Genomic DNA, 14,469 nt, shown 5'->3' with positions numbered 1-14,469 from the left:
TTCTATCAATCGATACGAGACTGGTCAAGCAAATATTTGATCAATCATTCGCTGGAATAAGCTTTGTAAACGCTTGTTATCCTTTGGTGATGACGTTTGGTTTCGATACAAGTATTCTTCATATGCTAGCGTGATATCATACATTTCTGAGGTGCCTAACCGTTGGTCAACTTCTACTGCATATTGTCGAAGTGTTTGACCTTTTCTACGATGTAGTCCTCTTTTTTCTAAGATCTCCAGTAAATATATATAAGCAGCTTCTATTTCTAATCTTTCTGTTAATCGATGCCATCTCTTTAACATATACCAATCTCTTAATTCATACCTTTTAAGATAAGCAACACTTGCCAGAAGCACAATTACAAGAAGTACAGCACCTATCCAGTAATAAATCGAGCCATTCCCATCATCTTCATTACTTGCACCACCAACTTCACTTTCATCTTCTTCTGGATTTAGTGCTTCATTTCCCTGTTGTTGTTCACTTGTTTCTTCCGAACTTTCTTCTTCCGGTTCCTGATCATCTGTCATATAATCCTCAGTGTTAACATCTCCGCTAGTTTCCAGATAAAAGTCAGTTGGATTGGTAAATCCACTTGTTGGTTCAAAAGGTACCCAGCCACTTTCCGGGAAATACACCTCAACCCATGAGTGTGCATTATTATTTGTCACTTCATATAAGGAATAACCTTCTGGAAGATTAGGCTGATCTACTGCTTCCACTCCACCGGTGAATCCTTTCACCCATCGCGCAGGGATATCTAAGGAACGAAGCATAACTACCATAGAAGTAGAAAAATTATCACAATAACCTATTTTTGTCTCGAACAAAAACTGATCAACGTAATCCTCGCCTTCTTCAGGTACAGACACATCTTCAATTTGATACACATACCCATTCGATGAGAAAAAGCCTTCTATCGCCTGTGCCTTATCGTATCGATTGTCTTTCCCTTTCGTTACCTCTGCTGCTAACTCGCGAACACGATCAGGTAAACTATCTGGTAATTGCAAATACCGTTCTTTAATATCTGCAGGATCATCATTTGAATTACTCCTTAATTTATTAATTGAAAAAGACGGAGCCTCATATTCAATGGTATAAGATAGGTTTTGGTTCTGTTCTGCTGATTCAGCCTCTATCAGACCTGAGTTACTATCCGTAAAAAACGATTCCTGTGCAGATGACGTAATATGATTAGCACCATACGGATACACTACTTTCGGCAATTGATTTTGATTCACCGGTCGTACTGTAGCGCTGTATGAAGCCGTTTCTGTCTGTTGCGGCAGAAAGGTACTCCACTCTATTTCACCATTGTTTAATGGTTGGAAGTCTAACTCTTTTGAACGCTCCCAACCTTTTCCTGTATACAAATCCTTCGATTCAATCCGCCAATAAATATCGTCATGGGCAATTGCCTCAAATACAGGAGAATCATCCTGTACAAAGGAGCCTCCTAGTTGTGAATCATCTTCCCCATAACCGACTTTTTGTACAGAAGCACCACTAAAACCGACATGCCCCGCTGTACTCTGAATAAACGGAACAGGATCAGGCCATTGCGGGTTCAATTTTGGTGAGTAAATTCCTAGTACAGTGGCGAACATTACAATGACAATAATCGGAGTCATCCAGCTCCACACATGTTTCTTATTATCCTTTGTTTCAACATTATCCATCAGTTTTACATATCTACTGAGACCAAGTACCAAAAACGACACAATAAACGTTCTGACCATCGCTAATTGTGCATCGTAAATCGTATACGTATCTAATACCGCTAAATAGATAAAGGTTAATACAACAAACAAAAAGAATTTATTAGCTACCATAAACCAATAATGTAATAAATAGCTCATAAGCCATAACAAGAACAAGAATAATAGACTTCTAAAAAAGGCAGTCATTAAGGCCCAGTCGTTTTCCCATACCACTTCAAGATTAAATCTCAACTCTAACCCCAGGGTTTGCATCCATTCCTGGGATAACAAAGTAGCATCAATAAATAAATAATCCATTATAAACAGTAGTGAGAAAAACTTGATCAAGAACTTCGCCCACAAGTTTCTCGTAAAAAAAGAAGTAACAAAACAAATAGCAGCATAAACAACAAACAAATACAAACTACCTGTATCCGTTATTTGTTCTAACGGACGTAACCATTCCCAGAACAATATAAAACCTGCTAATAATAGAATAAAGGAAGATACAGATTCTAAAGATATACTTTTTTTCATCGGGATGCCTGCACCTCCCATTGATCTTGCATTAACTGTTTTTCAGATACTGTTTGAACACTAATATTTTTCAATCGTAGTGATCGGATATATTGCTCTTCTTTGGTATTCAAGTGTTCTTCTGGAATGACATAACAGACTACTAAGGTATAATCTTGATTCTTCCAATTCGATAGTCTCTCTACTAATAACTCATCTAAGTGATGAATAACAAACAAAATGACACTCCCTCTTGATAGCTCCTTCATCGGTGTTGCCATTCTTTCTGCTAAAGATACTTGTTCTTGTTCTACGGTGGAAAGGTAGTTTTGTACTGCTGGAAATTGGAACTGTAATTGTTGATTAGAGAAAAATCTCTCTGATTTTCCAAATGTATAAAAGGAGATGTTTTGATCTTTCTTACGAAGCGATTGCAAAATAGATGCTGTCCATTCCACAACTGCTTCGAAAACTATTCGCTGTGATCGTTGTATTCCACCCACATCTAAAATAACGACTATACTGGAGTCCTTTTCCTGTTCAAACTCTTTAGTCATCACTGTGTTTTTTCGTGCGGTGGTTTTCCAATCAATCCATGAAAAGCGATCTCCAGGAATATATTCACGAACACCTGATACAACATTTGTCAGTTTTTCATCATGGATATGCGAGGAAGTGGAACCCTCTTCTAGACTTATAGATTGATGCTTCCACTTCAATTCTTGAATGGCAGGATGAACAAAAAACTCTTTTGTGGAGTCAAAGCGATGTTCACACTCAACAAAACCGAACGGATCACCTACTCTTAGATTAATATCGGACAAATGATGTTTTCCTCTTGGCAAATGTTCTATTCGATATTGAATAGTGAAGTCTTTCTTAAAACCTGGATATATCACTTTTTTTATATGACGTTTTCTGTTATACGATTGCTGATCGGAAAGGTACTGAAATTTTTTCTTTCCAATATCTTGATACTGAAGTGATTCTGGAAATTCTTCTTCCATAACTAAATAGAAAATAGGAAAGGGTAACTTTCGTTTAATCGTAATGGTTACCTCAATATTGCCACCTGTTTCCAAATACCTGTCTGACAACTTTCTATCTATCTTCCAATTACTAATTGGATAGAATGGGATGAATAGCAAATAGAGAATAATAGGCAGCATACTATAAAATAGGAACCAGCTGACAAAACCGCCTTGAAACATCGCAAATACAAACAGTATCCCAAGTAAAAGAAGTAGTTGTAGTTCCTTTACGACTTTTCGAATGATTGGTTTCATCCATGCAATTCCTTTCGCACAGGCACATCGATTTCTTCTAAAATTTGTGTTATAAGAGAAGATTGGGTAACCCCTTCATACCTTGCTTCCGGTCGTAATATTAGCCGGTGTGATAAGATATACGGTGCTAAATAAACGATGTCATCCGGAATTACATAATCACGTTTTTGAATATAGGCATATGCTTTAGCTGCTTTCATCAATGCGATCGAACCACGCGGACTTACCCCTAATTGAACATAAGGGCTTTTTCTCGTTTCTGATACCAACTGAACAATATAACGCTTTACCGTGTTATCTACATAAAGACTTTCGACTTCTTTTTGCATCTTTAGTAATTGTTCTTTATTTATAACTGCTTCTATCTCATCGATCGGATGCTCACGATCTGTTCGATTTAACATTTCTAATTCATCCACTTCATTTGGATATCCCATACTTAATTTCATTAGAAAGCGGTCAAGTTGTGCCTCTGGTAATGGATACGTTCCTTCATAGTCGACAGGGTTTTGGGTTGCCATTACAAAAAAGGGTTTATGCAGTGGTTTCGTCATACCATCTACAGTTACATTCATCTCTTCCATTGCTTCCAACAAAGCGGATTGGGTTTTTGGTGAGGTTCTATTAATCTCATCGGCTAATACGATATCACCAAAAATAGGGCCACTACGGAATTCAAATACCATTTCTTTCGGATTATATATCGAAACACCAGTTACATCCGAAGGTAATAAATCAGGTGTGAACTGGATCCGTTTGAAATCACAATTTAATGATTTTGAAAGTGCACGTACCATCATGGTTTTACCTACACCTGGTACGTCTTCCAGTAATACATGCCCGTCAGCTAACAGGGCAACAAGACTAAGTGTTACTTCGCGTTCCTTTCCAATCATGACTTTTTCAATGTTTTCTAAAATTTTCGCAACTTCGTTTCCATAATCCATCTTTCCGCCTCCATTCTGCTCACTACTTCTATCCGAAACTATTACTACCTATAACTATACTATATGTAAGCCCCCTTTTCCTACTGATTAATCTAGGTGAATAAAGAAAATCTTGGATTTCTCCAGTGTGGATTGATTTATTGTTCGTGATGTCGAATTAGATGAAAACTGCGAACTTATGAATAGTTGAAATTGATTCCTTCCATCCTAGTTTTTGATGAGTGCTGGCACACGCTACGGCAAGATACTTCGCTTTCCACGGGCACGGCCTCAGCCAGGGAACTACTTGAATAAACTTCTTTGCTCCCTTGCACTGAGGAAGCCTACAACGAAGCGTTACTAGAAGACGCAGGTGCATCACGGGGTCTTCGGACACGTGCTGTTTCCGTAGGAGTCTGTGTATCTTGCCTCCGCTTAGCATAGTGTTCTAGTTTTTGAAAAAAGTAAAACACAAGAAGTGGTTTCCGAGTATTTCCACTTTAAAAAGATAGAATAATGTTATTAGTGGAGGCAGAATACGGAGACTCCTGTGGGAACAGCACGCGCTGAAGATCCACTTGGTAATGCGGTCTTCTTTACCAAGTTAGCTGAAGCCGTGCCCACGGAAAGCACAGTATTCTGCCGGAGCGGTGCCATAACACTCCCTTCAAGAAAGAATGGAAGAAGGCAAATCTTTAAAAAGTAAAACTTTGCAGTTTATGTTTTTTGTACACGATTCTATACTTTTTGTCCAAGAAAAATAACCCCTGGCTACGCCTTGGGGTTATCCGATAATCACTCGTTCAGTTGGGTAGTGGAAACGGTCTTTTGTATCGTCACCACGTATGATAAACAGGAATGTAAAGACACCGATACGACCGATAAACATAAGACACATAATTATACATTTACCAAAAGTCGACAATTCCGACGTAATTCCCATTGATAAGCCGGTAGTACCAAATGCAGATGCTACTTCAAAAATAACCTCCATTAGACTAAAAGGTTCTGTTATGTTTAAAACAATAATAGAACCTCCACAAAGCATTAACGCAGTCGTGATGACGATAAAAGATCGCAAAGTATCTTCTTGGTGAATCTCACGTCCGAACACTTTCACACTAGAATTACCTTTTGCATAATTCCAAATCGTCAAAAGCATGATGGCAAAAGTCGTCGTACGAATCCCACCGCCAACACTACTTGGAGAAGCCCCAATAAACATTAGTGCACTCATTAAGAATAGTGTTGCCGTCGAAAACTCGGAAACATCCATTGTCGCCAAACCACCACTTCGACTGGTAACCGACTGAAATAAGCTATAGAAGAAAGTTTCATGCCATGTTTTATCCGCAAAAAAGGCGTCTTTCTCTAGTAAGAAGATAAGCAGAGCACCAATTACAACCAACCAAAAAAATGTTACCGTCGTGATTTTGGTAAACAAAGAGAATTTATGGCGATCATTGATAACCTGTGTTCTTCCCTTTATGACTGCTTGAACTTCTACTAATACCGGGAATCCAATCGCACCTAAAATAATCAGAATAGTATTAATAAATTGAACAAAATAGTCATCAGCAAACGGGATTAATGAAGCACCGGTAATATCCAAGCCACCATTGGTAGTCGCACTGACAGCTCCAAACAAGCCGTGTAAAGCAGCCTCTCCAACACTGTCATAATAATTAAGAAAATGAATCGATAAAATAGCAGCGCCAACTAGCTCAATCAACAAGATAAGTTTAAAGATTTCTAGCATTAATTTCACAAGACCGGATAATGTTTTACTATTTTGTTCGACCATAATCATTTTCCGACTGCGAATTCCAATTTTTTTACCAAGTATCACCCAGATGAAGGTACCCATCGCCATGATCCCTATTCCACCAAGATGGAGAATAACGGCAATAGCTATTTGACCTGCTGGATTAAATACATCTGCAATGGTAACAACTGTTAACCCTGTTACGCTAATAGAGGTAACCGCAGTGAACATAGCGTCAATAAACGATAATTCAACCCCTGGTCGATGAAAAATTGGCAAACTGACAATAAAAGTCCCAATAATTACTGCTATTAAATAATAGATCACAATATGATGAATGGCTGTCCATTGTTTTATCAAATGCTTCATTTTATTCATACTAATATATTGCCCCTTAGTGTATTTCAAACTAGAGGATAGTTTACCATAGATTTAGCCAATTATCATCTTTTCTTTCGGGTAATGATAGCGGTCATGAACATCATCTCCACGAATTAAGAACAGGAATGAGAAAATCCCAATACGTCCGATAAACATCAACAAAATGATAACTATTTTTCCGATTGCTGAAAAATCAGAGGTGATTCCCATTGACAAACCTGTCGTACCAAAAGCGGAAAACACTTCAAAAACTATCGCCATATTCGATAACGGCTCTAACCAAATCAAAAACACAATCGCACTTCCACATAACATGATAGCTGTAATCGCAACGATAAAGGACCTTGTCACATCTTCCGGATCGACCTCGCGTCTAAATACTTTTATCGTATCATGCCCTTTTGCATAATGAAAAATAGCGAGCATCATAATGGCAAACGTTGTGGTACGAATCCCACCACCGACACTACTAGGTGATGCCCCAATAAACATAAGTGCACACAAAAGTAATAACGTAGGTGTCGTGAATTCTGCAACATCCATCGTTGCCAAACCACCATTACGTGTTGTTACAGACTGAAAGAGACTGTAGAATATTGACTCATGCCAGGCCTTGTCCTGTAGGAAATGGTTATGTTCAAATACAAAGATACCTATTGCTCCTATCACAATTAATATGAAAAATGTAGTTGTTGTGACCTTAGCAAATAAAGAGAATTGATACTTCCACTCTAAATTGCGATACCTTCCCCAAAGCAAGTCCTGGATTTCTAATAAAACCGGAAATCCAATCGCTCCTAGAACTAAAAGAAGGATAGTAATAAATTGAACAAAATAATCATGTGCAAAAGGCACAAGCGATACGCCTGTAATATCAAAGCCTGCATTTGTCGTCGCACTGACAGATGCGAATACTCCTTGTATTAATGCTTCCTGCCATGTATCAAAGTACTTTAGAAAATGTATGGATAAAACGACAGCACCAAACAATTCAATGACAAGTATCGTTCTTAAAATTTTTAGCATTAATTGGACTAATCCTGCTAACGTATTGCGGTTTTGATCAATCCGAATCAACTGTCTTGTTCGTATCCCGATTTTTTTACCAAGTAAAATGTAGACAAACGTTCCTAGCGTCATAATCCCAATACCACCAAACTGCAATACAAATGCTAGAACGAAGTAACCGATATTGTTAAACGTATCAGCTGTAGATACAACGGTTAGTCCTGTTACACTAATGGCACTAACTGCTGTAAAAATACTATCTAACCATGATACTTCGACACCTTCGCGATGGAAGTACGGGATACTCAGTAATAAGGTAGATATTAATGCAGCCGAACAATAAAATAATACAATAAGATGAATACCTGATAAATTACTTAATTTATGAAAGAAAATACTTAACCTATTACGCACAGTGTTCACTTCTTTCTATTTTCTAGTGCTACAACTGACATTATAGCAAAAAATAGAAATGGTATCCTAATTAATTTTTAAAATGCACTATATGATCACGATGAAACCTTCCGTTCGATGGTGATGAGATAAAGGGTGTTATGCTTCATTTCGTTTCATTTTATATCGTCCTTTTATATTGTGTTTATCTTACTTTCAATTTAAACTTATTTTAAAAGCACAAATATGATTTGATACATAGAAAAGGAGAAATCGGATGGATTCATTAAAAAAATTTGTTATGGATGCTCGCTTTAACCGTTTTATTACAGGATTAATTATATTCAATGCAATATTAATTGGTCTTGAAACGTTCCCCGATATATATGAAGGTTATCATAGTTACTTTATCGTTATTGATATAATCATTCTTACCATTTTCACATTAGAAGTCCTTCTTAAAATTATCGTACTGAAAAAACATTTTTTCTCCAATCCATGGAACATATTTGATTTTGTTATTGTCCTAGGTAGTCTGATTTTATACAGTACCCCGTTCGTTAGTGTGTTGCGTATTTTCCGTGTCTTAAGAGTCTTCCGTACTATTACCGTTATCCCTACATTACGACGAATTGTTTCTGCGTTATTTATGGCTATTCCTTCCATAAGTAGTGTATTATTGATTATGTTGATCATATTCTATGTATATGCCATTCTAGGAACATCTTTTTATGGTGATATTGCACCAGAATATTTCGGTGATATCTTTTTAAGCTTTGTTACATTGTTTCAGATTTTCACTTTAGAATCGTGGGCTAGCGGGATTTTTCGTCCGATTTTCGCAGAGGAATCATGGTCATGGCTGTACTTCCTATCGTTTATTGTGATCGCTACGTTTATCATGATTAATTTAATAGTGGGGGAAATCGTCAATAATGCGCAAAAAATTACAGAAGATATTGAAGAAGATACCGATGAAATTAAAGAAGATACAAGTGAAATAAAAGAATTGCGAAAAGAAATACGAGAAATTAAGGAAATGTTGCAGAATAAATAATCATCAAATCATTTGCCTGGTTACACCGATTGGTTTGTTTATCTTCTTTTGATGTTTAAACTTAAAAGCGCCTGGGATAAATCCATTTTTATCCACTTCAAAGACGAATAATGTATTGAATTAAAATGAACATAAGAATTAATATGCGTAGTAACAGATAAAGTGTAACTATTATCAAAGTGGTAATTTTGACATGTATAAAATGCTTAAAAACCGCTCCGGCTGCCCACTTCGCTTTCCGAGGGGCGTGTCTTCAGCTAACTTTTGTAAAGAAATTCACTTTACAAAAGTGGATCTTCAGATCACGCTGATCCCCCAGGAGTCGAAGTGGGCGCCTGCGCTAAAAGGGTTCTACAATGAGGATAATTAGTAGAATTTCAATTCTTATTTCTCGATTTATATATACTAGTCTTTTCGAAAGTTCAAAAAGCTAACGGTCATAAACGTTGTAGAACTTTTTTTAGCGGAGGCGCCCGCTTTCACTCCTGTGGGAATGTTTTCTCTGAAGATCCACTTTTCCGAGCGGTCTTTGCTTGGAAAAGTTAGCTGAAGATAAAACCCCACGGAAAGGGAAGCGCGCAGCCGGAGCGGATGTTTAGCAGTTCCAACCATTTCAAAATTGGCACCTGAGATACTGCGCATTTTTTATCAAATCACTTTTGTCCCAGTCTCTTTATCCTCTAAAAAAGATATTGTACTTTCACTCAATCTTCCAATCTATTGTTTGTTGTCCATTTTGTTCGAGAATTTGATTGGTTTTGGAAAATGGTTTGCTTCCGAAGAATCCTCTATGTGCTGATAATGGACTTGGATGAGGGGATTTGAGCACATAATGTTTAGATAAATCTATCAGGGCCTGCTTCTTCTGTGCTGCTGCTCCCCAGAGAATATATACGACAGGTGTTTCCTTTTGATTCAACATCGTGATGACTTGATCGGTAAATTGCTCCCATCCCATACCACGATGAGAATGTGCTTGTCCCTGCCTTACCGTTAATACATTGTTAAGCAATAATACTCCTTGTTCTGCCCATTTCACGAGATAACCGTGATCAGGAATTGGACAACCAATATCTGCGTGTAATTCCTTATAGATATTTTTTAGTGAAGGTGGAATATCAACCTCCGGCTTAACCGAAAAACTCAAACCATGCGCTTGATTCGGACCATGATAAGGATCTTGGCCAAGAATCACCACTTTTACTTGATGAAAAGGCGTGTAATGTAACGCATTATAAATATCGTACATATTCGGATAAATCGTAAAGTTCTGATACTCCCTTTTTAGAAATTCACGTAATTGTAAATAATAGTCTTTTTGGAACTCTGTTTCTAAACGTTCTGCCCAATCATTTTTTAATATATTCATCGTCATAACATTCAACCTTTTTGTAAAAATTGTTCTACTTGTTCTCTAGTAGGCATTCCACCCTGTGCACCTAACTTGCTGACAGATAAAGCTGCTGCTGCATTCGCAAAAGTGACAGCTTTCGTTAAGGGATATCCTTCTGCTAATGCCACTGCCAATGCTCCATTAAATGTATCGCCTGCACCTGTTGTATCCACAACATCTACATTATAACCACCAACTTCTTGCTCTTTGCCCGCTTCGACAAAAGATACACCTTGTTTGCCTTTCGTCGTAATTAATTTCGCATTGTACTGATTACCGAATAGTTGTTGCCGCTCAGTTTCATTCGGTGTAATATATGTAGCTTTTTCCCATATCGCCTTATCCAATTCCATAGCTGGTGCAGGATTCACGATAACGGGAATATCATGTTTCTCACATAATTCGAGACTGTATTCAATCGTTTCTTTTGGAATTTCAAATTGAAGCAAGACATAATCACTTTCCAAAATGGCCGCTTTTGTCTGTTCCAAATAATCTTTTGTCACTTTTTCATTTGCTCCAGCGATAATAATGATTCGATTATCCTGTTCTGATAAAATAATATTGGCCAAACCGGATGGTGTGTCAGCTACACGATCTATGTTTTCTACTTGAATGTTTTGCTTACGTAAATTATCAATTAACTCATCACCAAATTGATCATCACCGACACGACCTATCATCGTAACATCTGCTCCAAGGCGAGCTGCCGCTACTGCCTGGTTCGCACCTTTTCCTCCAGGAACCGATTGGAACTTCATTCCCTTTACTGTTTCCCCTTGGACAGGCACCACATCTGTTTCCGTGACCAAATCCATATTAATACTGCCAACCACTGTTATTTTAGGTTGAATCATTGCTCAGGTCTCCTCTCATTCAGAGTATGTTTCTATAGCTTTTTTGAATAAACTCCAAAATCTTTCCTGGTCAAGTCCTATAGCAAAATGTGTATTCGGTTCCCTACCAGTTACACCCAATCGATCGACAACAGTCATCCCGTATGTGTGCTCCCCTTTTGTCTCAATAGCAACATGAACATGTTCAAATTCAAATATGGATGGATCAAGGAGATGTGCAACCGTACATGCATCATGAATCGGCCCACCAGGAAAATCAAAATGGTCTTTATACGCTTGCATAAAAAAGACTAACAACTCTGCTACAAATTCACTTACAGGATTGCCGATTTCTCTTAACTGTCCTACTGTTTCCTTTGTAGCCAATACCTGATGTGTCACGTCCAGACCAAACATCCGAATCGGAAGGCCACTCTCAAACACAACTTTTGCTGCCTCTGCATCAACATAAATATTAAATTCTGCTGCAGGTGTCCAATTACCAAAGGTACCGCCACCCATTAAGACAATTTCTTTTATCTTATTCTTGATAGAAGGATCTTTTACTAGAGCCATCGCAATATTGGTTAACGGACCTGTGGGTACCAGTGTAATAGGCTCTTTAGATTTATGTAATTGCTCAATGATAAAATCCACCGCATGCTGACTGTCTGCTTCTCTTTTTGGTGTTTTAGGCAGATTGGGTCCGTCTAAACCCGTTTCACCATGGATTTCTTCTGCTATTTCCGATTCTTTTACCAATGGTCTTGTTGCTCCTTGTGCTACCGGAACATCGTCTAGACCAATAATATCACAAACCTTCAATGCGTTTAAGGTATTCTTTTCTACTTCTACATTTCCCGAAACGGTTGTAATGCCGACAATATCTAATGGACTAACCTTGGATGCTGCCAGTATAATGGCAATTGCATCATCATGCCCCGGGTCACAATCCAGAATCACTCTCATATTTATCACTCCTTATTCTCTTATTGTACATCCTAAATTTCATCTTCGTCGAATTATTGCACAAAAAAACTGCGAAGCATCTACTCCACAGTTTGACTTCCATTTATTTCGGGTAAGAGTTATACGAATGATTGTTTTTCTTTCTCTATCCAGCCATCTGCCCATTTTTGAATGCTTTCTAATACCGGTTCTAAAGCCTTGCCTTTTTCAGTTAGAGCATATTCGATTCTGACCGGTGTTTCATCATAAACATGGCGTTTCACAATGCCTTGTTTTTCTAAGTCTTTTAACCGTTCGGATAAAACACGTCCACTAATTCCAATGTTTGCTTCAATGGTAGAAAAACGCTGTGCCCCTTCTAATAGTTGAAAAATGATTAACCCCGTCCAGCGTTTATTCAATATATTTAATGCCGACTCAAACTTCGGACAAATAGTTTTATCTGCCATAGTTTTCACCTCTTTAATTATAGTATAGCAAATTTTTTTACAGAAATAAAATAAATAAATTACTTGACGTAATTAAATAATGTTTGTATACTTAGTTACATAAAGTAAGTTAATAATTTTAGGGAGGAATGTACAAAATGACTAACGTAACTTTAGACAAAGTACACAGTGCATTAAACTTTGAAGTAAAACATATGATGGTTTCTAAAGCAAAAGGGGAATTCCAAAACTTTGATATTGATTTCAATGGTGATTTCGACGATATTGAAAATGCTAGTGTAAAAGTAACGATTGATGTAGCATCTATTGAAACAAATAACGAGGACCGTAATGGACACTTAAAATCAGAGGATTTCTTCAATGTTGAACAATATCCAAACATAACGTTTGTAAGTAAAAACATTACAAAAGTAAGTGATTCCGAATTTAATGTAGCTGGTGATCTAACGATCAAAGGTGTAACAAATGAAGAAACATTTACAGTAGAATACAACGGGAAAGCAAAGGATCCTATGCAAGGCAATACAATTGCAGGTGCAGACGTTACAGGAAAAGTAAACCGTGAAGATTATGGTTTATCTTGGAACGCACCACTTGAAACTGGTGGCGTATTAATTGGTAAAGAAGTTAAATTCTCTGGCGGATTCGAATTTGTCGTAGAAGAATAAAATCATTTAAAAAGCAGCAAATCCAACGTATAAGTACGTTGGATTTTTTTGTGTAAATATGTTTTGTGCCTCAATCGCCGCTTCCCCTCACTACACTGTTTTTCTTTCAATTAGTGTAACGGAAAGTTTCTCATGAGGTTCATCTGCCATTCCTAATACATGCAGAAATAATCTTTCTCCCATTGTCACAATCGGAATTTCAAAAGTGGTGATCCCCATCATTTTCGCTATCGGCTGATTGTCAAAACCAATTAGTGCAATATCATCTGGTATACCTATTTGAGCATTTTGACAGGCAGTGAAAATTCCGGCAGCGACGACATCACTGGTTACCAATAAGGCATCTGGCTTATGTTTGGATCGTGTTATTTGATCGACAATCTTTTGGCCATCTTCGAAATAATAATTTTCCGTAAAAACAAACTTCTTTTGTGGATGATGTCTGAGAAAATCTTGATAGGCTCGTTGTCGAAAATAGCTATTGGAACCCGATTCACGGCCAATACAATACCCTAATTTCCGATACCCCTTTTGGTAAAGATAGGCTAAAGCATCAATAAAGCTTTGATAATGGTCAACATATACTGACTCTACCTTTTGATTACCTTCTGCATTTTCACAAACAACGATAGTTCCGTATTGCTGATATTGTTCAATCTCTGTCAGATCCATGATATGTGAACATATAATAAGTCCATCTATTTGTTTATGTTTTAGCATGTCTAACGCTTCTTGTTCGCGAGATTCTTCATAATTGGTTTGAATTAAAACAAAGTGGTAGTGATTTTCAACCGCTTGCTTCGCTATTCCTTCGATCATTAAACCGAAAAAAGGATGTTTAGCAAAAGGTACCACCACACCAATTAAATGGGCTTTTCCCTGACTTAAGCTTACTGCCGTTCGATTAACTTGATAATCTACTGCTTCCATTACCTTTAATACGGCATGTCTTTTTTCCTCACTGACATATGGGTGTTTATTAATTACTCGGGATACAGTCGTTACAGATACCCCGGCCATTTTCGCAATATCACGAATATTTGCCATGCATCTCACCTTTTTTTAAAAAAGTTCTTGATCTGAAACGCGTTTCATCATCTAAGCTACTCAGTAAGGAG

Annotated in this window: 12 protein-coding genes; 2 read left to right on the top strand and 10 right to left on the bottom strand. The window is 37.5% G+C overall.

Translation table 11 applies throughout. The annotated features are described in order from the left end of the window. Nucleotides 1-24: 24 nt before the first annotated feature. From ACTWP4_RS13135 to ACTWP4_RS13115, 5 genes are all read right to left on the bottom strand, one after another. Nucleotides 25-2,241 (bottom strand): transglutaminase domain-containing protein, encoded by a 2,217-nt coding sequence (locus ACTWP4_RS13135; protein WP_443129229.1) that lies wholly within the window; start codon nucleotides 2,239-2,241, stop codon nucleotides 25-27. Further along, nucleotides 2,238-3,506: a DUF58 domain-containing protein gene (locus tag ACTWP4_RS13130; RefSeq protein WP_443129228.1), complete on the bottom strand. Its 1,269-nt coding sequence runs from the start codon at nucleotides 3,504-3,506 to the stop codon at nucleotides 2,238-2,240. Before ACTWP4_RS13130 ends, ACTWP4_RS13135 begins: the two co-directional genes overlap by 4 nt. After that, on the bottom strand, nucleotides 3,503-4,453 hold the full coding sequence (locus tag ACTWP4_RS13125; RefSeq protein WP_443129227.1) for an AAA family ATPase: 951 nt from the start codon (nucleotides 4,451-4,453) through the stop codon (nucleotides 3,503-3,505). The genes ACTWP4_RS13130 and ACTWP4_RS13125 overlap by 4 nt, the downstream gene beginning before the upstream one ends. Nucleotides 4,454-5,216: 763 nt before the next feature. Further along, nucleotides 5,217-6,575: a TrkH family potassium uptake protein gene (locus tag ACTWP4_RS13120; protein ID WP_443129226.1), complete on the bottom strand. Its 1,359-nt coding sequence runs from the start codon at nucleotides 6,573-6,575 to the stop codon at nucleotides 5,217-5,219. 54 nt (nucleotides 6,576-6,629) lie between these two features. Further along, entirely contained in the window at nucleotides 6,630-8,000 is a 1,371-nt protein-coding gene (locus tag ACTWP4_RS13115; RefSeq protein ID WP_443129225.1) for a TrkH family potassium uptake protein, read from the bottom strand. Nucleotides 8,001-8,256: 256 nt separating this feature from the next. Between ACTWP4_RS13115 and ACTWP4_RS13110 the strand changes: the two genes are divergently transcribed. Then, nucleotides 8,257-9,036: an ion transporter gene (locus ACTWP4_RS13110; protein ID WP_443129224.1), complete on the top strand. Its 780-nt coding sequence runs from the start codon at nucleotides 8,257-8,259 to the stop codon at nucleotides 9,034-9,036. Between the two features lie 700 nt (nucleotides 9,037-9,736). Here ACTWP4_RS13110 and ACTWP4_RS13105 read toward each other — a convergent pair. The 4 genes from ACTWP4_RS13105 to ACTWP4_RS13090 form a co-directional block, all read right to left on the bottom strand. Further along, nucleotides 9,737-10,405 carry a uracil-DNA glycosylase gene (locus ACTWP4_RS13105; RefSeq protein WP_443129399.1) on the bottom strand — a complete coding sequence of 223 codons (669 nt, stop codon included), beginning with the start codon at nucleotides 10,403-10,405 and terminating at the stop codon, nucleotides 9,737-9,739. 11 nt (nucleotides 10,406-10,416) lie between these two features. Continuing rightward, on the bottom strand, nucleotides 10,417-11,286 hold the full coding sequence (rbsK, locus tag ACTWP4_RS13100; RefSeq protein ID WP_443129223.1) for a ribokinase: 870 nt from the start codon (nucleotides 11,284-11,286) through the stop codon (nucleotides 10,417-10,419). A gap of 15 nt (nucleotides 11,287-11,301) precedes the next feature. Then, nucleotides 11,302-12,234, bottom strand: coding sequence for a nucleoside hydrolase (locus ACTWP4_RS13095; protein WP_443129222.1), 933 nt, complete (start codon nucleotides 12,232-12,234; stop codon nucleotides 11,302-11,304). 119 nt (nucleotides 12,235-12,353) lie between these two features. Continuing rightward, complete coding sequence (locus ACTWP4_RS13090) at nucleotides 12,354-12,683, bottom strand: winged helix-turn-helix transcriptional regulator (RefSeq protein WP_443129221.1); 330 nt, start codon at nucleotides 12,681-12,683, stop codon at nucleotides 12,354-12,356. A 137-nt stretch (nucleotides 12,684-12,820) separates the two neighbouring features. On the opposite strand from ACTWP4_RS13090, the gene ACTWP4_RS13085 reads away from it, so the two are divergent. Further along, complete coding sequence (locus ACTWP4_RS13085) at nucleotides 12,821-13,351, top strand: YceI family protein (RefSeq protein WP_443129220.1); 531 nt, start codon at nucleotides 12,821-12,823, stop codon at nucleotides 13,349-13,351. Between the two features lie 90 nt (nucleotides 13,352-13,441). On the opposite strand, the gene ACTWP4_RS13080 is transcribed toward ACTWP4_RS13085, so the two are convergent. Further along, complete coding sequence (locus ACTWP4_RS13080) at nucleotides 13,442-14,398, bottom strand: LacI family DNA-binding transcriptional regulator (RefSeq protein WP_443129219.1); 957 nt, start codon at nucleotides 14,396-14,398, stop codon at nucleotides 13,442-13,444. Nucleotides 14,399-14,469: the final 71 nt, after the last annotated feature.

Source organism: Gracilibacillus sp. D59, assembly GCF_052246695.1.
Lineage (GTDB): Bacteria > Bacillota > Bacilli > Bacillales > Amphibacillaceae > Gracilibacillus.
Note: the sequence above shows the minus strand (reverse complement) of the source record. Positions and strands in the feature narration are given on the sequence as shown.